Source organism: Rhizobium zaerense, assembly GCF_051810725.1.
GTDB lineage: Bacteria > Pseudomonadota > Alphaproteobacteria > Rhizobiales > Rhizobiaceae > Rhizobium > Rhizobium leguminosarum_I.
Genome location: NZ_CM132690.1, coordinates 1266053 through 1286568, shown reverse-complemented (window position 1 = coordinate 1286568; position 20516 = coordinate 1266053). Strand labels below are relative to the sequence as shown.

Here is a 20516-nt window from a genome sequence, read left to right as displayed (position 1 = left end):
CACGATGGCAAAAATGCCACACATGATCAACCTTTTCTTTACATAGTGAACGCGCCACTAACAAGTGGTTTATGACTAGTAACAAAACGTGGTTGCCTTAATCTTAACGAAAAGCGCTTAAGCCGCATCTTTCTGGGGATTGTCAGGGTCTATGCCGTAATCCTTGAGCTTGCGATAAAGTGTGGACCGACCGATACCAAGCTTGCGCGCGACTTGACTCATCTGTCCGCGATAGAATTTGAGCGCGAATCGGATGAGCTCCTCCTCGACATCGGCAAGCCTGCGCACGTCTCCGGCAGGATTGACGCTGGCAATCGCGTTTTCCGGGGCCTCGGACAGGCGGTGGTGCACCTGTCCCGACATCGACGCCCTGAAATCCTCGCCATAGCCATCATCGGGATCGAGGCCGGTATTGTCGGCAACGAGCGCCAGGTGATCCACCACATCGTATTCAGGAAGCTGGGCGGCGATCTGCGGGAAATCCGCCTCCGTCAGCTCCGGCCCTTCGGCCAGAACGACCGCACGGAAGATGGCGTTTTCAAGCTGGCGGATATTGCCCGGCCAGTCATAGGCGGTCAGCAACGCCAGCGCGCCGGCATTCACCGTCATGCGGCGACCACTCTTCTGCTCGCTGGAGAAGCGTTCGGCAAAGACGCGCACCAGATTGGGAATGTCTTCTTTGCGTTTGCGCAGCGCCGGAATGGTGATCGGGAAGACATTGAGGCGATAATAGAGATCCTCGCGGAAATGGCCGCTCTTGACCTCCTCGATCAGATCCTTGTTGGTCGCCGAAATCAGTCGGACATTGACCTTGTGTGCGGTGCGTGCACCGACGGTTTCGATCTCGCCCTGCTGCACGGCACGCAAGAGCTTCACTTGCACCTCGAGCGGCAGGTCGCCGATCTCGTCGAGGAAGATGGTGCCGCCATCGGCTTCCATGAATTTGCCGATGTGGCGCTCGGTCGCGCCGGTAAACGCGCCCTTCTCGTGACCGAAGAGAATGCTCTCGACCAGATTATGCGGGATCGCCCCGCAATTGACGGTGACGAAGGGCTTGTTCGAGCGGTCGCCGCCGGATTGGATGGCGCGCGCCACCAGCTCCTTGCCGACGCCGGATTCGCCTTCGAGCACGACGGGAATGTTGGACTGAGCCGCCCGCTGGGCGAGATCGATGACGCGGAGCATCGCCGGGCTTGCCGAGACGATATCGTCGAAACCAACCGAACCTGAGCGCGACCGCCGTCCGGCTCGCGCCTTGACTTCGCGCTGGTCGAGCTTCATCGCGTTCGAGATCGAAGTGGCGATGCGTTCGGGCGAGACCGGCTTGACGACGAAATCGAAGGCGCCGGCGCGCATTGCCTGCACCACCGTTTCAATGCCGCCCTGCCCCGTCTGCACAATCACCGGTATCTGCGTGCCGAATTCGTGAAGCGCATCGAGGAATTCGAGACCGGTCATCTCCGGCATCATCAAGTCGAGCACGATGACGTTGAAAAGGCCGCTGTCGCGTTTGACCATTTCCAAGCCGATGCGGCCGTTTTCCGCCTGGTGCACGACATGGCCGTGACGCTCGATTGCGTTCTTGAGCAGGCGGCGCTGCACGGGGTCGTCCTCGACCACGAGGATTTGCCCTGCTCCCTTGAGCTCATTGTAACCGGTCATTGTCGCCTCACTTCATGCGAAACCATAAAGCGCACTCTGACAGGAAGGCTTGAACATCCAGTTTTGAGAAACAATTGCATTTTAACGATTGGAACGGGTCATTTTCGTGCCGAAGCGACGCCTTTCATGCGCCGAAAAACCCTTGATGCGAGGCCTTCGCACGCTTACAGCGCCGCGCGTCTTTTCAGGCGCGCAACGGACGCTGTAACACTTTCAGTCCTCGCATCGTGCTTTCCGAAAATCGATTCCGATTTTCGGGCCGATGCGCTAGACAATCAGACCTGTTATGAAAGTGGAGAGGAATTGCGCTCATGAAAATCAAGCTCCCGCACGTCGGCCTTCTTTTATCTCCAGCAGTGCCAGCTGGGGCCGCCGACCCGGCGCTCGGCGATCTGCCGGTCTGGAAGCTGCAGGATCTTTATCCCTCCGCAACCTCCACCGCCTTTGTCGCCGACATGGAAAAAGCCGGCAAGGCCGCAATCGCCTTTGAAGAAAAGTGGAAGGGCAAACTCACGGAGGCGGCAGCGAAGACGGGCCCTGAGGGCATCGGCGCGGCGCTGAAGGAATATGAGGCGTTGGACGACATCGTCGGCCGCCTCGGCTCCTTTGCCGGCCTCACCTATTTCTCCGACACCACCAATCCGACAAACGGCAAGCTCTACGGCGACGTGCAGGCTAAGATCACCGAATTTTCCGGCCATCTCCTGTTCTTTGCGCTGGAACTGAATCGCATCGACGACACGGTGATCGACGCCTGCATGGTGAATGATCCCGCCGCCGGGCACTATCGCCCTTGGCTGCTCGACCTCAGGAAGGACAAACCCTACCAGCTCGATGACAGGCTGGAACAGCTCTTCCTCGAGAAGTCGATGACATCCGCCGCTGCCTTCAACCGCCTCTTCGACGAAACCATGGCGGAACTTCGCTACGACATCGATGGCGAGAAAGTGCCGCTCGAAGTGGCGCTGAACAGGCTGCAGGAAAAAGATCCTGAAGCGCGCCGCAAGGCAGCCATGGCGCTCGCCGAAACCTTCAAGGCAAATATCCGCACCTTCACGCTGATCACCAACACCCTTGCCAAGGACAAGGAGATCGCCGACCGTTGGCGCGGCTTCGAGGACATCGCCGACAGCCGCCACCTGGCAAACCGTGTCGAGCGCGAGGTCGTCGACGCGCTGGCCGCAGCCGTCCGCGAAGCCTATCCCCGCCTTTCGCATCGCTATTACAAGATGAAGGCGAAATGGCTCGGCATGGAGCAGATGAATTTCTGGGACCGCAACGCGCCGCTTCCGGAAACCTCCAGCGCCATCATCTCCTGGCCGGAGGCGAAGGATACGGTGCTGTCGGCCTATGGCAATTTTGCCCCGGAGATGGCGGATATCGCCAGGCGCTTCTTCGACGAACAGTGGATCGATGCTCCGGTTCGTCCCGGCAAGGCGCCGGGCGCCTTCGCCCATCCGACGGTTCCTTCGGCCCATCCCTATGTGCTCGTCAATTATATGGGCAAGCCGCGCGATGTGATGACGCTTGCCCATGAACTCGGCCACGGCGTGCATCAGGTTCTCGCCGGTGCGCAAGGGGCGCTGATGTGCCAGACGCCGCTGACGCTTGCCGAAACCGCTTCCGTCTTCGGCGAGATGCTGACCTTCCGCGCGCTGCTGCAAAAGACCACCGACACGCGCGAGCGCAAGGCGATGCTCGCCCAGAAGGTCGAGGACATGATCAACACGGTCGTGCGCCAGATCGCCTTTTACGAATTCGAGCGCAAGCTCCACACCGCCCGCAAATCAGGAGAACTGACGGCTGACGACATCGGCGAACTCTGGCTCTCCGTCCAGTCGGAAAGCCTCGGGCCGGCGATCAGCATTTCGGAAGGATACGAGACCTACTGGGCCTATATCCCCCATTTCATCCACTCGCCCTTCTATGTCTACGCCTATGCCTTCGGCGATTGCCTGGTGAATTCGCTCTATGCGGTCTACCAGAAAGCCGAGAAGGGCTTTCAGGAGAAGTATTTCGAGCTGCTGAGAGCGGGCGGCACCAAGCATCACTCTGAACTGCTGAAGCCTTTCGGCCTCGACGCCACCGATCCGTCGTTCTGGAGCCAGGGCCTGTCGATGATCGAAGGGCTGATCGACGAGTTGGAAGCGTTGGATAGGGGCTGAGAGCCTCTTCTCCAAAGGCGGAAGGGCCGCAACGGTTCTCTTCTCCCCTCGGGGGAGAAGCGGGAAAATGCTTCACGCTCCCAATCAGATTTTGAGCAATGAGGAACAGAACAAACCGAAAGCGTGGCGTGGCTGAGCAACCCTACATCCTCTTCCGCGACGACACGACCGGACAGGTGATGCTTTTCGCCGAGCCGGCAGAGATCATCGTTGCCAGGACGCGCGCCGAGTTCTTTGCAGGCCTTGCCCGGATGGAGCAGGTCAAGGCCGCAGGCAAATGGCTTGCCGGCTACATGGCCTATGAGGCCGGATACCTCTTCGAGGAAAAACTTGCTCCCTTCGCCGGGGAACATCGCGACACGCCGCTCATCTGTTTCGGCGTCTTCGACGCTCCGCAGGCCGATTCGCATTCGCTTGCCCAGGCAAAACAGCGCCTCGAAAACGAGGAATTCCTCACCGCTCCGAAAGCCGCCTGGGATTTCCCATTATATAAGGAGCGCTTCGACCGCCTCCACCAGCACCTGCGGCTCGGCGACGCCTATCAGGCGAACCTCACCATGCCGATCGAGGCCCGCTGGAACGGCGATCCCCGTGCCGCCTTCTGGTCGCTGATCGAACGCCAGCCGGTCAAATACGGCGCGCTGGTCGATCTTGGCGGCCCGGTCATCCTGTCGCGGTCGCCCGAACTTTTCTTCCGCACCGACGAAGAGGGCTGGATCGAGACCCATCCGATGAAGGGCACGGCAAAACGCGGCAGGACTGCCGCCGAGGATGCCGAGATCATCGAGGCGATGCGCAGCGATATCAAGACGCAGGCGGAAAACCGCATGATCGTCGATCTCCTGCGCAACGATATCTCCCGCATCACCGAGGTCGGCACGCTCGACGTCCCGAAGCTCTTCGACATCGAGACCTATCCGACCGTCCACCAGATGGTGAGCCATGTCCAGGCGAGGCTCCGCCCCGATATATCGGTCCGCGACATCTTCTCCGCGCTCTTCCCCTGCGGTTCGATCACCGGCGCGCCGAAGATACGGGCAATGGAAATCCTCCATGCGCTCGAGGATGTCCCGCGCGACGCCTATTGCGGCGCGATCGGCATGATCTCGCCGACCGGCGCCATGCGTTTTTCCGTCGCCATCCGCACGATTACTCTTTTTGAGGGCGGCAGGGCCGTCTTCAACGTCGGCGGCGGCATCGTCTTTGATTCCACGGCCGAGGCCGAATATGAGGAATGCCTGCTCAAGGCCCGCTTCGCCGTCGGCGACCAATGGATTGCGCCATGATCGATTTTTCGCTGATCGAGACGCTGCGCTGGCAGCCCGGCGAGGGCTTCATCCGGCTGCGGCTGCATCTCGCCCGGCTTTCCCGCTCCGCCCGTCGCCTTGGCTTCCCGCAACCGATCGCGGCGGCGGCCAAGCTCGACGAAGCCGTTGCAGGCGCTGCCGGTCCGCTGCGCATCCGCCTCACCCTCGATGCGCAAGGCCGTATAGAGGTGACGAGCGCCGCTTTCGTGCCCCTGACACCCGACACTACCTGGACTGTCCGTCTCGCCGAAACCCGTCTGAATTCCGCCGACAAGCTGCTGCGCGTCAAAACCACGCGCCGTGCCGCCTACGAGGCCGCACGGGCCGAATACAGGCCTGATCAGGCCGATGAAGTCATCCTTTTGAACGAACGCGATGAAGTCTGCGAGGGCACCATCACCTCGATCTTTCTGGACGATGGAACCGGCATTCTGCGCACCCCGCCGATCTCCTGCGGCCTGCTCGCCGGCGTGCTGCGCACCGAGCTCATCTGCCGGCGCCAAGCCCGTGTCGGCCGCATCACGCTTGCCGATCTCGATGCCGGCACGTTTTATATCGGCAACTCGCTGCGCGGCCTGATCCGCGCAAACCTCATCAGGAACTGACGATGTTCATCCTCTCCCTCACCTATGTGAAACCCAACGACGAAGCCGACAGGCACATGGAGCCGCACATGGCATGGGTGAAGGAGGGTTATGCCAAGGGCTGGTTTCTGGCGTCCGGCCGCAAGGTGCCGCGCACCGGCGGCGTCATCTTCGCGATCGGCGATCGCACCGCGATTGAGGCCTATGTCGCCGCCGATCCCTTCACCCTCAATGGCGTTGCTGAATACAAAATCACCGAGCTTGCCGTCACGACGGCGGTCGAAGGACTGGAAATCCTGAAGGGCTGATTTTAGAGGAGCCGATCATGGATGATCTCGCAGCCCATCTGAAAGAACTCAGATCCACGCGGGCTGCCGGTCCCCAGGACAGCTTCACCGGCCTCTATTGCCGCTCGATATCTGGCCTTTCCCCGTCAACGCTCTTTATTGTGACGCCGTTTTATGATTAGAGCCGGTCACCTCGCACTTTCTGCGGCAATTTCAAATTAATTCTTCGGGCTGAACGCCTTCGTCGCCTTCCACAGGAGAAAAGAATGACGGAACAAAACTATCCGGTATATGCCGAAATTACCGGTCCGATCGTGATGATCGGCTTTGGCTCCATCGGTCGCGGCACCCTGCCCCTGATCGAGCGCCATTTCAAATTCGACAAGAGCCGGATGGTCGTCATCGATCCGCGGGATGAGCCCTCCGACATGGAGATCCTGAAGAGGCACGGCGTTCGCCACATCCAGGAATATGTCACCAAGGACAACTACAAGGAACTGCTGAAGCCGCTGCTGACGCAAGGCGAAGGCCAGGGCTTCTGCGTCAACCTCTCGGTCGACACCTCCTCGCTCGACATCATCAAGCTCTGCCGCAAACTCGACGTTCCCTATATCGATACCGTCGTCGAACCCTGGCTCGGCTTCTATTTCGACAAGAGCATGAGCAATGCCGACCGCACCAACTACGCGCTACGCGAAACCATGCGCAAGGAAAAGGCGAAGAACCCTGGCGGCGCTACCGCCGTCTCCACCTGCGGCGCCAATCCGGGCATGGTCTCCTGGTTGGTCAAGCAGGCGCTCGTCAACCTCGCCAACGATACCGGCTTCAAATTCGACGAACCGGACCAGCACGATCGCGAAGGCTGGGCAAAGCTCATGAAGAAGCTCGGCGTCAAGGGCGTCCACATCGCCGAACGCGACACCCAGCGCACCAAGCATCCGAAGCCGCTCAACGTCTTCTGGAACACCTGGTCCGTCGAAGGTTTCATCTCCGAAGGCTTGCAGCCGGCCGAACTCGGCTGGGGCACGCATGAACAATGGATGCCGAAGAACGCCAAGAAGCACAAGAAGGGCAACAAGGCGGCGATCTACCTGGAACAGCCGGGCGCCAACACCCGCGTGCGCACCTGGTGCCCGACGCCCGGCCCGCAATACGGCTTCCTCGTCACCCACAACGAGTCGATCTCGATCGCCGATTTCTTCACCGTGCGCGACAAGGACGGCGAAGTGACCTTCCGCCCGACCTGCCACTATGCCTACCATCCGGCCAACGACGCCGTGCTCTCGCTGCATGAAATGTTCGGCAATGGCGGCACCTCGCAGCCGGTCCATCACGTTCTCGACGAGGACGAGCTGGAGGACGGCATCGACGAACTCGGCGTCCTGCTCTACGGCCACGAGAAGAATGCCTATTGGTATGGCTCGCGCCTGTCGCTGGAAGAAACCCGCCGTATCGCGCCCTATCAGAACGCCACCGGCCTGCAGGTCACATCAGCCGTCCTCGCCGGCATGGTCTGGGCGCTGGAAAACCCGAATGCCGGCATCGTCGAAGCCGATGAGATCGATTACAAGCGCTGCCTCGAAGTGCAGATGCCCTATCTCGGCCCGGTCGAGGGCCACTACACCGACTGGACCCCGCTCGACGGCCGTCCGGGCCTCTTCCCCGAGGATATCGACACCAAGGATCCGTGGCAGTTCAGGAACGTTCTGGTTCGCTGAGGACGCCTGCACGGCTTTGACAATGCCCGCCGCAAGGCGGGCATTTTTGTAACGCCGGCTGTCTAAATGCCGCACGCCGCCCCACCAAGGCTTGCCTTCATGCCGGGCGCGCGCCATGTTTTGCCCGAACTTGGCGGCTGTCCGCCGCGCCGATTCGCCGGGAGAAGCCTTATGAAAATCAGAACTGGTCTCGTTCTTGTCGGTGCAGCGGCCGCTCTGGCCGCCTGCGTTTCATCAGAGCCGCGACAACTGGCCGCGGTCGCGCCGCCCGTTACAAATTCAGTTGAAGGCGCGTGGGCAGACGCCAACGGCTTAACGTCTACTTTCACAAGCGGACAGTTTGTAACCCGCACGAATGATGGAACAAATACTCAGATGGCGTCGGGAACATATACAACGACCCCAGATGGAATTATTCAGATCAACCTTTACTCGAATATCAAAAGAACAAGTTCCCTTGTTAATTGCGCTTTGATCGGATCAACCCAGCTGAATTGTACGACAGCAACGGGTTCACAGTTCACGCTCTCCCGCCGCGGCTGAAAGATGAGGCGATAGGCTAAGCACAGCATGCGGGCCATCGCCTCATACCTCGTCCTGCTGCTCGCCATGCCGCTTGCCGCACTTGCGGTCGTTTCGCCGGCCAACGAATATCGTGCCCAGGACATCGCCGCTCCCGATAGCGACGGGCCGCTGCAGGTGCTGATGTCAACTGTGCCGGCAGTCCTGATCTATGGTGCAGGCGCGCTCCTTGCCTATCGGGCCGGCCGGCGCTTTCATCGCCTCGTTTCCCTTCTCTGCTTGATCATCGTCCTCGCCGCGGTCCCGAATATCACAGAGGCCGCGCACGAACTCTACCGAAACGCTGCCGACGGCGAATGCCGGGGATAGGCAGTCCGGCTTTTTTACCCTGCCCCCTTGGAAAGCGTCCCGCCTGGCCCAGCTTTCTCTTGCGGTCGTGCATCGTCTGATGGAACATCCGCAGGTCGGGAAACCGCCCCGGCGCACGATGAAAGGGATCGGCGAGGGATCAGGGGGATCTTTCGCCTCAATCAGGAGAACAGCGATGACGAAGTCTTTCAGCTTCGGACTTTTGACCGCGTCCATGCTGGCGCTGAGCACGGGCGCCGCCTTTGCGGATTACCAACTCAATATTCTTCATATCAACGATTTCCACTCGCGCATCGAATCGATCAACAAGTTCGACTCCACCTGCTCGGCCGAAGAGGAAGGCAAGAAGGAATGCTTCGGGGGTGCTGCCCGCCTGAAGACCGCGATCGATCAGCGCCGCCAGGCGCTATCCGGCAAGAACGTCCTCCTCTTGAATGCCGGCGACAATTTCCAGGGCTCGCTCTTCTACACGACCTACAAGGGAGCAGCCGAAGCCGCGTTCCTGAACCTGATGAAGTTCGACGCCATGACCGTCGGCAATCATGAGTTCGACGACAGCGAGGACGGGCTTGCGACCTTCCTCGACAAGGTGCAGTTCCCTGTCGTGACGGCGAATGTCAAGGCGACAGCCGCCTCCAAGCTCGGCGACCGCATCAAGCCCTCGCTGGTGCTCGATGTCGCCGGCCAGAAGATCGGTATCGTCGGCGCCGTCACCAATGACACACCAGAGCTTTCCTCCCCCGGCCCGAACGTCACGATCGCCGATGACGTCCAGAGCATTACCGCGGCCGTTCAGGATCTGAAGGGCCAGGGCGTCAACAAGATCATCGCGCTGACCCATGTCGGTTACCCCCGCGATCTCGCCCTGATCGCCAAGATCCCGGATGTCGATGTCGTCGTCGGCGGCCATTCCCATAGCCTGCTCTCCAACACTGACCCCAAGGCCGAAGGCCCCTATCCGACCATGGTCGACAATCCCGGCGGCTATAAAGTGCCGGTCGTCCAGGCTGCCTCCTACAGCAAGTATCTCGGCGATCTCGTCGTCAATTTCGACGATAGTGGCGTCGTCAAAGATGCCAAGGGCGATCCGATCCTGATCGATTCCACCTTTACGCCCGATCCTGCCCTCATTGCCCGCATTGCCGAATTGGCAAAACCGATCGAGGAACTGCGCAAGAAGGTGATCGGCTCCTCCGAAAGCCCGATCGAAGGCGACCGCAAGGTCTGCCGCGTCAAGGAATGCTCGATGGGCAATCTGGTGGCCGACGCCATGCTCGATCGCACCAGGAACCAGGGCGTCGCCATCGCCGTCCAGAACGGCGGCGGCCTGCGTGCTTCGATCGACGGCGGCGAGGTCACCCAGGGCGAGGTCATCACCGTCCTGCCTTTCCAGAACACGCTCGCTACGTTTGAGACGACTGGCGCAGATGTCGTCAAAGCGCTCGAAAATGGTGTCAGCCAGATCGACCAGGGCGCCGGGCGCTTCCCGCAGGTCGCCGGCCTGAAGTTCTCCTTCGACCAGTCGAAGCCTGTCGGCAGCCGCGTCGGCGATGTCCAAGTGAAGGAAGGTGACAGCTTCGTTCCGATCGATCCCGCCAAGACCTACAAAGTCGTCACCAACAACTTCATGCGATCAGGCGGCGATGGCTATTCGATCTTTAAGGAAGGCAAGAACGCCTATGATTACGGTCCGGACCTTGCCGACGTGACCGCCGAATATGTCGCTGCGCATTCGCCCTACAAGCCATACACGGATGGCCGCGTCACGGAACTCGCGCAGGCAGTGCCCGCTCCCTCCGCTTCCGAGCCGGCGCCTGCCGCACCGGTTGCTCCGGCCCCCTCTGCCGAACCCAGCCCCGTGCCCGCTGCTCCTGCTCCATCCACCGAGCCGGCTCCTGCACCCGCTACACCGGCACCTGCTGCCCCGGCACCAGCAACACCGGCGCCCGCTACTGAACCAGCGCCGGCACCGGCAGCCTCCGCACCTGCCGCAACGACGCCGTCCACCCACGTCATCGCCGCGGGCGACACCTTCTGGGATCTCGCCGTGACCTTCTATGGCGACGGCACGATGTGGCGGAAGCTTTCAGATGCCAATGGCAAGCCGAATCCGCGTCACCTGACGGTCGGCAAGGAGATCGAGGTCCCCGCCAAGTAAGACGATTTGTCCCGATGCCACTGGCCGGTCCGGGGTTTCCCGGGCCGGTTTTTCTTTCTATAGGGTGAACCACGATCTCGAGGCTGCGTATGAGCCGACGGGACCAAAGAGTGTTGGGGCCAGAATGACAGCAGATATTTCACTCCGCCCGGCGGACCATCCGGCCGTCAAGTCAGGCAACGTCGGTGTCCTGCTAGTCAATCTCGGCACGCCCGACGGCACCGACTATACCTCGATGCGCCGCTATCTCAGGGAATTCCTGACCGATCGCCGCGTCATCGAATGGTCGCCTTGGAAGTGGTATCCGATCCTGTTCGGCATCGTGCTCAACACCCGACCGCAGAAGGTCGGCAAGGCCTATCAGCTGATCTGGAACAAGGAGAGGAACGAAAGTTATCTGCGCACCTATACCCGCAACCAGTCGCAGTTGATGGCCGAGCGCTTGAAGGATCTTGATAACGTCAAGGTCGACTGGGCGATGCGTTATGGCACGCCGTCGATCGCCTCGCGTATCGACGCGCTGAAAGAAGAGGGCTGCGACCGAATCGTGCTCTTCCCGCTCTATCCGCAATATGCGGCGGCGACGACCGCCACCGTCAACGACAAGGCCTTCCAGAAGCTGCTCTCGCTGCGCTGGCAGCCGGCGCTGCGCACCGTTCCCGCCTATCATGACGACGAGACCTATATTGAGGCGCTCGCTGCGTCCGTCGAAAGGCATCTTTCGACCCTCGACTGGAAGCCCGAGATGCTGCTTGCCTCCTTCCACGGCATACCGATGTCCTATTTCAAGCAGGGCGATCCCTATTACTGTCAATGCCAGAAGACCGGCCGGCTGCTGCGCGAGCGGCTCGGGTTGAACGCGGAAAACTTCATGGTCACCTTCCAGTCTCGCTTCGGGCCGGAGGAATGGCTGCAGCCCTACACCGACAAGACCGTGGAAAAGCTCGCCAGGGACGGCGTCAAGGGCATCGCCGTCATCAATCCCGGCTTCGTCTCCGACTGTCTGGAAACGCTGGAGGAGATTGCCGAACAGGCCGCCCACTCCTTCCACGAGAATGGCGGCGAGAAGTTCGCGCATATTCCCTGCCTCAACGACGGCGAGGACGGAATGAACGTGCTGGAAAAGGTCGTCCGCCGCGAATTGCAGGGCTGGGTCTGAGGGCCTCCCTCAGAAAGCGGCATCCGACGAGGAGCTAAAGCATGTCGCGCAAAAGTGTGAGGCGGTTTTGCGATAACGACATGCGTATAAACAAAGACTTAAAGCGCGGGAGCGAATCTGAAAGATCGCGACGCGCTTTAGCGACAGCCCAATGACTTAGACGAAACGGAACCTCCTTTTCGCTTGGAGGTCAGCCGGTTGTGCCATCATTTCTTCTTCGCAAAGAACGTGCTAACTCACCACATGAGTTGGGCAGGCGCGCATGCGCCGATAGGAGGAATTTTCATGCTGTTCGGCGGCTTCGACATCGTCGTGATCGTGCTGGTCATCTTCGTCATCCTGGTGCTCTTTACCGGGATCAAGACCGTGCCGCAGGGCTACCGCTATACGATCGAGCGCTTCGGGCGTTATACCCGCACGCTGGAGCCAGGCCTCAACCTCATCACCCCCTTCATCGAGCGCGTCGGCGCCAAATTGAACGTGATGGAGCAGGTGCTGAACGTGCCGACCCAGGAGGTGATCACCAAGGACAACGCCTCGGTTTCGGCCGATGCCGTCTCCTTCTATCAGGTGCTGAACGCCGCCCAAGCTGCCTATCAGGTCTCCAACCTCGAAAACGCCATCCTCAATCTGACCATGACCAACATCCGCTCGGTCATGGGTTCGATGGATCTCGACGAACTGCTCTCCAACCGCGATGCGATCAACGACCGGCTGCTGCGCGTCGTCGACGAGGCCGTGCATCCCTGGGGCATCAAGGTCACCCGCGTCGAGATCAAAGACATCCAACCCCCGCGCGACCTCGTCGATGCGATGGCCCGCCAGATGAAGGCCGAGCGCGAGAAGCGCGCCCAGGTGCTGGAGGCCGAAGGCTCGCGCAATGCGCAGATCCTCAGGGCCGAAGGCGCCAAGCAATCCGCCATCCTGCAGGCCGAAGGCCAGCGCGAAGCCGCCTTCCGCAACGCTGAAGCCCGCGAACGTCTGGCCGAGGCCGAAGCCAAGGCGACGAAGATGGTCTCCGAGGCGATCGCCGCCGGCGACATTCAGGCGATCAATTATTTCGTCGCCCAGAAATATACCGAGGCGCTCACCTCGATCGGTTCGGCGCCCAATTCCAAGATCGTGATGATGCCGATGGAAGCCTCTTCCATCCTGAGCTCGCTCGGTGGCATCGGCGCCATTGCCCGCGAAGTCTTCGGCGATGCCGGCAACAGCCCGTCAACGCCGCTGCCGGTACCGCCGCGTCCGCGTCCCGCACCGGCGCGCTCGACGCCGCCGATCAATCCGTCGACCCCCAATCCTTTCAACCCCGAGCAGGAGCGATAAGCCATGCTGGCGAAGATCGTCGCCGAACTCGGTCCGTGGAGCTGGTGGGTCGCAGGCCTCGTGCTGCTCGCCGCGGAATTGATCGTTCCCGGCTTCTTCCTGGTCTGGATCGGACTTGCTGCCTTGATCGTCGGTGCACTGTCGCTGCTCTTCTGGGACAGCGCCTTCTGGGTCTGGGAGTTGCAGGCGATCCTTTTTGCGCTTCTCGCCGTTGCCACGACCTTCGCCGGCCGCCGGCTGACGCTGCGCAATGCGACGACCGACGAGCCCTTCCTCAATCAGCGCGGTGCGAGCCTCGTCGGCCGCACGGCGACGCTGCACGAACCGATCCGCGAAGGCCGCGGCCGCATTCGTCTCGACGATACGCTATGGCAGGTGATGGGACCCGACTTGCCCGCCGGAACGCAAGTGAAGGTGGTTTCGAGCAACGGCCGCGACCTGACGGTCGAGCCCGTCTGATCAAACGAGCCTGATCAGGCGACGCCGATCCGCAGCAGGTCGTGGAAATGCACCAGCCCGACCGGCCGGCAGTCGTCGTCGATGACGATCAGCGCGCCGATGTGATGCTGGTTAAGCAGCGCCAGGGCTGTGGTCGCCAGCACCGTCTGCTTCACCGTCTTCGGCGTCTTCGTCATGATGTCATCGACGGCAAGCTCTGAAAGATTGCGTGTCAGATTGCGCGCCATGTCGCCTTCGGTGACGATGCCGCAGAGCCGCCCATCCTCGTCCAGCACGCCGACGCAGCCGAAATGTTTGCGCGACAGCACCGTGATCGCCTCCGGCATCGGTGTGCCCTTGGCAACGAGCGGCAGCCGCTCGCCGGTATGCATGATGTCGGCGACATGCATCAGGCTCGCGCCCAGCTTGCCGCCGGGATGGAAGACGTGGAAATCCGTGGCGGTAAAGCCGCGCGCCTCCAGGAGCGCCACCGCCAACGCGTCGCCGATGGCAAGCTGCATCAGCGTCGAGGTGGTCGGCGCCAGCCCATTGGGGCAGGCCTCCTGCTCGTTCGGCATCAGAAGGACGATATCGGCGGCGGCCGCGAGCGAGGACCCTTCGCTGCAGGTGATCGCGATAAGCGGAATGGAGAAGCGCCGCGTGAAGGAAATGATGCTCTTGAGTTCGGCGCTCTCACCACCCTTGGAAATCGCCAGCACGACGTCGTCGCGCGCGATCATGCCGAGATCCCCGTGATTGGCCTCCGCCGCATGCACGAAAAAGGCAGGCGTTCCGGTCGAAGCGAATGTCGCCGCGAGCTTGGCGCCGATATGCCCGCTCTTGCCGACGCCGGTGACGATCACCCGTCCGGAGATGTCGCCGATGACTTCGACGGCCCGTGTGAAAGGACCGGCCAATCCCTTGTCAAAGGCCTGTTCGAGCGCTTCAAGACCGCGTCTTTCGGACTCTATCGTGCGTTTTGCCGATTCGAGCACGCTGTTTTCAACGAGGTTTATCGCTCTACTGTTCATGAAGTTGCGTTAGACCTTTTCACTTTCCAAGTCCACCCCGCACTCTTTCCGACCCGCCCTTTCCGACCCGCACTCTTTCCGACCCGCACTCTTTCCGAACTGTGAACAGTACCCGCCGACAGCAACGAATGATTAACCACGAGGCTTTACCTTTGGGTAAGAACCGAAAGCATGTCAGGCGCGAATTGCATGGCCCAGCCAAACCAGACGAGCAGTGTGACGCCGCTCCGCGCCATGAGCCGTGCCGTCTCTTTTGTTGCGTTCGGCTGCTTGCTTCTCAGTCAGACGGCAGCCTTCGCGCAATCCGCCTCGGCGCAACCGGCAAGCAGCCGCTCCGCCGCCTCCCAGGACAATCGCACCACGTACAGCGCCGCATCCGTCGCCGGTTTCGATGACGCGACCGACGATACCGCCGCTCCCGCGGCAAACGGCACGACCGCAAACGCGGACGATACCCAGCAGCGGCCCGCCATACCCGATGCACAAGCGGGCGACGACATTACCGGTTCCATCCTCGACGAGGACATACGCCGGCTGAACACCCGTGAAGCGCCGCTCGACGAGACACTGCCACGCCGCAGGGCTGCCGAAAGCGCCTCGAAAGAGGAAACGCCGGGAATCCCGATCGGCACGTTCGTGCTCCGCCCGAGCGTCACCCAGAGCATCAACACTGAAACCACCAAGGACGGCAATACCACGCAACGGCGCGCCTTTCTTGAAACGGACGCAGCAGCGACCCTGACCTCGGACTGGGGCCGGCATCAGTTGACCGTGACCTCGGAAGGCGCCTGGCAGAAGAATGTCAGCGGCGAGGGTGAGGAACAGCCCTCCTTCAAGATCAACAGCGATCTCAGGCTCGATCTTCCCGACGACACCACGGCGCACCTCATCGCCGGCTATAATTTCTACCGCGAGGACACCGATGATCCCGACGCGATCACCAACGCCGCGCAGCAGTCGGACGTCCAGGAATTTTCGGCCGGCGCCTCCGTCCAGCGCGATTTCGGGATCCTGCGCGGCACGACTGCACTTGCGCTGACACGCTCGATCTATTCGGACGCTAAACTTTCGAACGGCACGACCGTCTCCCTCAGCGACCGCAATCAGACGACGGGCACGTTGCGTGGCCGTGTCGGCTACGAACTGTCACCCGCGCTCATCCCCTTCATCGAGGCCAACATCGGCCGCACGGTCTATGACGAAACGCAAGATTCCGCCGGCTACGAGCGTTCCGGCCATAGCTATGGCGCCAAGGCAGGCGTCGAGGTCGATCTCGGTGAAAAGCTGAAAGGTGAAGTCGGCGTCGGCTACGAGATGGCGGATTTCGAAGACAGCCGCCTGTCCTCGATCGATACCGCCACGCTCGATGCGAGCCTGCTCTGGTCGCCGATCCGCGGCACCGATGTCGATCTCGATCTGCAGACCAGCATCCAGCCATCGACCACGGCAGGCGAAAGCGGCTACGTCTCGCACGCGCTGACGACGACGGTCACTCACCAGCTGCGCGACAATCTGGTCGGGACCATGATCGGCGGGGTGATATGGCGCGATTATCCCACCGACAGCACCATCAACGACGAGCTCGTCTATACCGCAGCAACCGGCCTGACCTGGAACATCAACCGCTATCTCGATCTGACCAGCACGCTCGGCTACGAGCTGACGACGCGCAAGGAAGGCACCGATTCGCAGCAATGGCGCGCCGGCGTCGGTCTCAAGCTGAAACGCTAGAGCATGTCGCGCAAAAGTGTGCCGCGATTTTGCGACAACGACATGCGTAAAAACAAGGACCTAAAGTGCAAGGAGCGAATCTGAAAGATCGCGACGCGCTTTAGAACAACTCCAGCAAAAGTGCGGGAGCGGCTTGCATCGGGAAAATGGGAGCGCCGCGCGTCCGATAGGAAGCGCGGCGCTCTATCACTTTGAATCTGCGCTGAGCAGCAACCTTACTTCAGGCCGGCCAGCAGTTCCCTGAAGCCGCCTTCGACGGAGGGGCGGATATCGGCGCGTTCGAGAGCGAAGGCGACGTTTGCCAGGATGAAGCCGTCCTTGGCGCCGCAGTCATAGGTCGCGCCGCGGAAGTGGTAGCCGGCGAAATCCTGTTCCTTCAGCAGCTTCAGCATGCCGTCGGTGAGCTGGATCTCGTTGCCGGCGCCGCGCTCCTGGGTTTCGAGGATCTTGAAGATCTCCGGCTGCAGGATATAGCGGCCGTTGATGAAGAAGTTGGAAGGCGCTGTGCCCTTGGCGGGCTTTTCCACCATGCCGGTGATGCGGAAGCCGTCGCCGATCGCCTCGCCGACGCCGACGATGCCGTATTTATGCGCCTGGTCCGGCGCGCATTCCTCGACGGCGATGATATTGCCGCCGCTCTGGGCATAGAGGTCGATCATGCCCTTCATGCAGCCCTTGTCGCCCTTCATGATCATATCGGGCAGCAGCAGTGCGAAGGGCTCGTCGCCGACGATCTCGCGGGCGCACCACACGGCGTGGCCGAGGCCAAGAGGCTCTTGCTGGCGAGTGAAGCTCACCGTCCCGGCCTTCGGCAATTGCTGGGCGAGAAGGGTAATTTCCGCCTTCTTGGCGCGCTCGCGCAGCGTCTGTTCCAGCTCGAAATGAATGTCGAAATAATCTTCGATGACGTGCTTGTTGCGTCCGGTGACGAAGACCAGATGTTCGATCCCGGCCTCGATCGCCTCATCGACGACATATTGAATGATTGGCTTGTCGACGACGGTCAACATTTCCTTCGGAACAGCCTTTGTCGCCGGAAGGAATCGCGTTCCCAACCCGGCAACCGGAAATACTGCTTTACGAACTTTGTTGTGTTGAGCCACACCCGGCCTCCTGCTTCGATCATATCGCTTTGGAAATGGAGTTTTTTAGCTTTAACTAGTATAGAATTGCTACTGTTTTGCAAATGGTGACCGCAGCGGGTCGCCATGGTAAAGAATTTGTTGACTCCGTTCCTGTAGTCTCGGGTCTGGGCGGACATGATGCCCCGCTGCACCGGAAACTGAAGATGACGGATACGACTGTCGATGACCCAGAATCACAAAAACTCCCTTCGTGGTCTTGCTCTCGCCCTCGTTGTCGCCGCCCAGGTGGCACTGGTCCCCGACAACGCGAAAGCTGATTCCCGCTTCCAGAAATGGATCGCGGATTTTTACCAGACTGCCGCTCAGAGTGGCATCAGTAAGGCAACCTATCAAAAGGCCTTTTCCGGGGTGAGCGAGCCCGATCCGACCGTGCTCGAAAAGGCGGCCTACCAGCCGGAATTCACCTCGAAGATCTGGGACTATATCGATTCCCGCGTCAATCCCTATACGGTCAAGATCGGCCGCGAGATGGCCGTCAAGCACGCAAGAACGCTCGCTGCGATCGAGCAGCGGTTCGGCGTCGACAAGACCATATTGCTGGCCATCTGGTCGATGGAATCGAATTACGGCGCGGTCCTCGACAAGGACGACCGGCTGCATTACGTGCCGCGCGCCCTGGCAACACTTGCCTATGCCGATCCGAGCCGGGCCAAATTCGCCAAGAAGCAGCTGGTCGCCGCGCTGAAGATCCTGCAGAACGGCGATGTGCCGGCACGCGAGATGACCGGCTCCTGGGCCGGCGCCATGGGCCACACCCAGTTCATTCCGACAAGCTACCTGCTTTATGCCGTCGATGCCGACGGCAACGGCCATCGCGACATCTGGAACTCGATCCCCGACGCGCTGGCGACCTCGGCCAACCTCCTGATGAAAAACGGCTGGGACGCAGGCAAGACCTGGGGCTACGAGGTCGTCGTTCCCGCCGCAGTCGCCCAGCAGGCCGGCAAGACCCATACGCTGGCCCAATGGGCAGCACTCGGCCTGACCCGCCCGAACGGCAAGGCCTTCCGCGAGAGCGCCACCAAGGCCGTGCTGAAGATGCCGGCCGGGCCCAGTGGCCCGGGCTTCCTGATGACCGCCAACTTCCTCACCATCAAAAACTACAATGCCTCGGACAGCTACGCGCTTGCCGTCGGTCTGCTGGCCGACCAGATCGCCGGCTACGGCGGCATGCAGCAGCGCTGGCCGCGGCCGGACGGTGCCCTCGATATCACCGAGAAATTTGAGCTGCAGACCCGCCTGAAGACACTCGGCTACTACAATGGCGAGGTCGACGGCAATTTCGGCTCGGGTTCGAAGGCGGCGATATCAGCCGTGCAGTCGCGCATCGGCATGCAGCCGGACGGCGAGCCCTCCTTGCCGCTTCTGAACGCATTGCGCCGCTAGATCGGGATGATCCCGGCCGAATTGGCCGGAAATCTCAATCCGCATTTGAATCAAGGAAATAGGGCATGATACCGCCCGAAAACCCCACACACTTTTCGGCATGATGCTCTACAACAGGCAGAACCGTGACCTAGATAAGAGCGGGGGTGGACGCTGGCCTACCCAGCGTGCAAGATGCCGGCAGATGCGGAACTGCCCATGACTGAGAAAACTGATCGGACCCGTAAAATCCGTTGGCTCGTGCTCGCCTTGACGGCGGCTTCGCTATGCCTTGGCGCCCTTGCGCCGGTGCATGTCGCCGAAGCCCAGGAGCAGCGCTATCAACGCCGATCGATCCTCGATTTCTTTCTCGGCCGGCGCTATCTCGATGACGGGCCGCAAGCCCCTGACGTCCAGCAGCCGAGACGCCAGCAGCGCAAACGCCCGCCGGCGCCGAAGGCCATCATCAGTACCCGCACCGCGCCGCCGGTCCGCGCTCCCATACAGGAGGAGCCGGCGGTGCAAAAGCTCGGCGACGCCCGGACGATCCTGATCGTCGGCGATTTCCTGGCCAGCGGCCTCGGCGACGGCCTCACCGCCGCCTTCGAGACCTCACCGGGTGTGGTCGTCGAAGCCCGCGGCAACGTCTCCTCGGGTCTTGTCCGCGACGATTATTACGACTGGCCGGAACAGCTGCCGAAGATGATCGACGAGCTGAAGCCGGCAATGGTCGTCGTCATGATCGGCGCCAACGACCGCCAGCAGATGGTGACCGACACCGCCAAGGAAAAATTCCGTACCGACGGCTGGTTCAGTGAATACCGCCGTCGTGTCCTTTCCTTCGGCAAGGAAGTCACCGGCCGCAAGATCCCGCTGCTCTGGGTCGGCCTTCCCGCCTTCGAATCCGATTCGATGACGGCCGATGCCGTCCAGATGAATCAGCTTTACCGCAACCAGGTCGAAAGCATCGGCGGCGAATTCGTCGATATCTGGGATGGTTTCGTCGATGAAAACGGCAATTTCATCGTCACCGGTTCGGATGTGAACGGTCAGCAGGTGCGCCTGCGCACCTCCGATGGCATCAACCTGACCCAGGCCGGCCGGCGCAAACTTGCCTTCTATGTGGAAAAACCGGCGCGGCGTCTTCTCGGTACGCAGGCAAGCCCCGACCTGGTCCGGCTCGACTCCAGCAATCTGCCCGGTCTCGGCCTTCCAGCCAATCCGGTCGAACATACCGTGCCGATCAGTCTCTCCGATCCCAATCTCGACGGCGGCGCCGAGCTTCTCGGCGCCAGGCCGCCGCCGCCGACTTTGACGCGATCGCCGCGCGATCTCCTGGTCGAGCAGGGCGAAATGACGCCAGCACCTCCCGGCCGCGTCGACGATTACCGCCTGCCTGTGGCAAAAGCGCCGGCCGAAGTCTCGGTCAAGTGAATAGCGCCGTCTGAGGTCCAAACGTGCTCGCAGCGGGACTTTGCGGGCGGCATCCTTGCAAAGAACGTCTGCGTAAGACATTTTATGCCTCGATCGTCTCAGGACATCCACTTTC

18 protein-coding genes are annotated in these 20516 nt (G+C 61.1%); 15 read left to right on the top strand and 3 right to left on the bottom strand.

Annotated elements, in window-relative coordinates; all coding sequences use genetic code 11:
• Window positions 1–117: 117 nt before the first annotated feature.
• Complete coding sequence (locus ACS4RR_RS06115) at window positions 118–1662, bottom strand: sigma-54-dependent transcriptional regulator (protein WP_456189823.1); 1545 nt, start codon at window positions 1660–1662, stop codon at window positions 118–120.
• 311 nt (window positions 1663–1973) lie between these two features.
• Here ACS4RR_RS06115 and ACS4RR_RS06110 point away from each other — a divergent pair, with 311 nt between their 5' ends.
• The 12 genes from ACS4RR_RS06110 (at window position 1974) to ACS4RR_RS06055 (ending at window position 13716) form a co-directional block, all read left to right on the top strand.
• Window positions 1974–3827, top strand: coding sequence for a M3 family oligoendopeptidase (locus tag ACS4RR_RS06110; RefSeq protein ID WP_456189822.1), 1854 nt, complete (start codon window positions 1974–1976; stop codon window positions 3825–3827).
• A 179-nt stretch (window positions 3828–4006) separates the two neighbouring features.
• Window positions 4007–5113, top strand: coding sequence for an aminodeoxychorismate synthase component I (locus ACS4RR_RS06105; protein WP_456190129.1), 1107 nt, complete (start codon window positions 4007–4009; stop codon window positions 5111–5113).
• A complete protein-coding gene (locus ACS4RR_RS06100) occupies window positions 5110–5739 on the top strand; it encodes an aminotransferase class IV family protein (RefSeq protein ID WP_260109415.1) in 630 nt (209 codons plus the stop codon). Before ACS4RR_RS06105 ends, ACS4RR_RS06100 begins: the two co-directional genes overlap by 4 nt.
• A gap of 2 nt (window positions 5740–5741) precedes the next feature.
• Window positions 5742–6026, top strand: coding sequence for a YciI family protein (locus tag ACS4RR_RS06095; RefSeq protein WP_260109416.1), 285 nt, complete (start codon window positions 5742–5744; stop codon window positions 6024–6026).
• A gap of 17 nt (window positions 6027–6043) precedes the next feature.
• Window positions 6044–6187, top strand: a complete 144-nt coding sequence (locus ACS4RR_RS06090; protein ID WP_456189821.1) for a hypothetical protein — start codon at window positions 6044–6046, stop codon at window positions 6185–6187.
• Window positions 6188–6271: 84 nt separating this feature from the next.
• Window positions 6272–7723: a homospermidine synthase gene (locus ACS4RR_RS06085; RefSeq protein ID WP_456189820.1), complete on the top strand. Its 1452-nt coding sequence runs from the start codon at window positions 6272–6274 to the stop codon at window positions 7721–7723.
• Window positions 7724–7894: 171 nt separating this feature from the next.
• A complete protein-coding gene (omp10, locus tag ACS4RR_RS06080) occupies window positions 7895–8266 on the top strand; it encodes an outer membrane lipoprotein Omp10 (RefSeq protein WP_165418168.1) in 372 nt (123 codons plus the stop codon).
• A 27-nt stretch (window positions 8267–8293) separates the two neighbouring features.
• A complete protein-coding gene (locus ACS4RR_RS06075) occupies window positions 8294–8614 on the top strand; it encodes a hypothetical protein (protein ID WP_456189819.1) in 321 nt (106 codons plus the stop codon).
• 175 nt (window positions 8615–8789) lie between these two features.
• A complete protein-coding gene (locus ACS4RR_RS06070) occupies window positions 8790–10772 on the top strand; it encodes a 5'-nucleotidase C-terminal domain-containing protein (protein WP_456189818.1) in 1983 nt (660 codons plus the stop codon).
• A 124-nt stretch (window positions 10773–10896) separates the two neighbouring features.
• On the top strand, window positions 10897–11931 hold the full coding sequence (gene hemH, locus ACS4RR_RS06065; RefSeq protein WP_456189817.1) for a ferrochelatase: 1035 nt from the start codon (window positions 10897–10899) through the stop codon (window positions 11929–11931).
• A 285-nt stretch (window positions 11932–12216) separates the two neighbouring features.
• On the top strand, window positions 12217–13257 hold the full coding sequence (locus tag ACS4RR_RS06060; RefSeq protein WP_456189816.1) for an SPFH domain-containing protein: 1041 nt from the start codon (window positions 12217–12219) through the stop codon (window positions 13255–13257).
• Window positions 13258–13260: 3 nt separating this feature from the next.
• The gene (locus tag ACS4RR_RS06055; protein WP_017967853.1) at window positions 13261–13716 is read left to right on the top strand and encodes an NfeD family protein; all 456 of its coding nucleotides are present in this window, start codon (window positions 13261–13263) and stop codon (window positions 13714–13716) included.
• Window positions 13717–13730: 14 nt separating this feature from the next.
• On the opposite strand, the gene ACS4RR_RS06050 is transcribed toward ACS4RR_RS06055, so the two are convergent.
• On the bottom strand, window positions 13731–14726 hold the full coding sequence (locus ACS4RR_RS06050) for a KpsF/GutQ family sugar-phosphate isomerase (RefSeq protein ID WP_162116981.1): 996 nt from the start codon (window positions 14724–14726) through the stop codon (window positions 13731–13733).
• A 189-nt stretch (window positions 14727–14915) separates the two neighbouring features.
• Here ACS4RR_RS06050 and ACS4RR_RS06045 point away from each other — a divergent pair, with 189 nt between their 5' ends.
• Window positions 14916–16457, top strand: coding sequence for an outer membrane beta-barrel protein (locus tag ACS4RR_RS06045; RefSeq protein WP_456189815.1), 1542 nt, complete (start codon window positions 14916–14918; stop codon window positions 16455–16457).
• 215 nt (window positions 16458–16672) lie between these two features.
• On the opposite strand, the gene galU is transcribed toward ACS4RR_RS06045, so the two are convergent.
• Complete coding sequence (gene galU, locus ACS4RR_RS06040; protein ID WP_003542870.1) at window positions 16673–17560, bottom strand: UTP--glucose-1-phosphate uridylyltransferase GalU; 888 nt, start codon at window positions 17558–17560, stop codon at window positions 16673–16675.
• A 204-nt stretch (window positions 17561–17764) separates the two neighbouring features.
• On the opposite strand from galU, the gene ACS4RR_RS06035 reads away from it, so the two are divergent.
• Together ACS4RR_RS06035 and ACS4RR_RS06030 are read left to right on the top strand one after the other, a co-directional pair.
• A complete protein-coding gene (locus ACS4RR_RS06035; RefSeq protein ID WP_222384559.1) occupies window positions 17765–18988 on the top strand; it encodes a lytic murein transglycosylase in 1224 nt (407 codons plus the stop codon).
• A 174-nt stretch (window positions 18989–19162) separates the two neighbouring features.
• Window positions 19163–20401, top strand: a complete 1239-nt coding sequence (locus ACS4RR_RS06030; protein WP_222384558.1) for an SGNH/GDSL hydrolase family protein — start codon at window positions 19163–19165, stop codon at window positions 20399–20401.
• The last annotated feature ends 115 nt before the right edge of the window (window positions 20402–20516 follow it).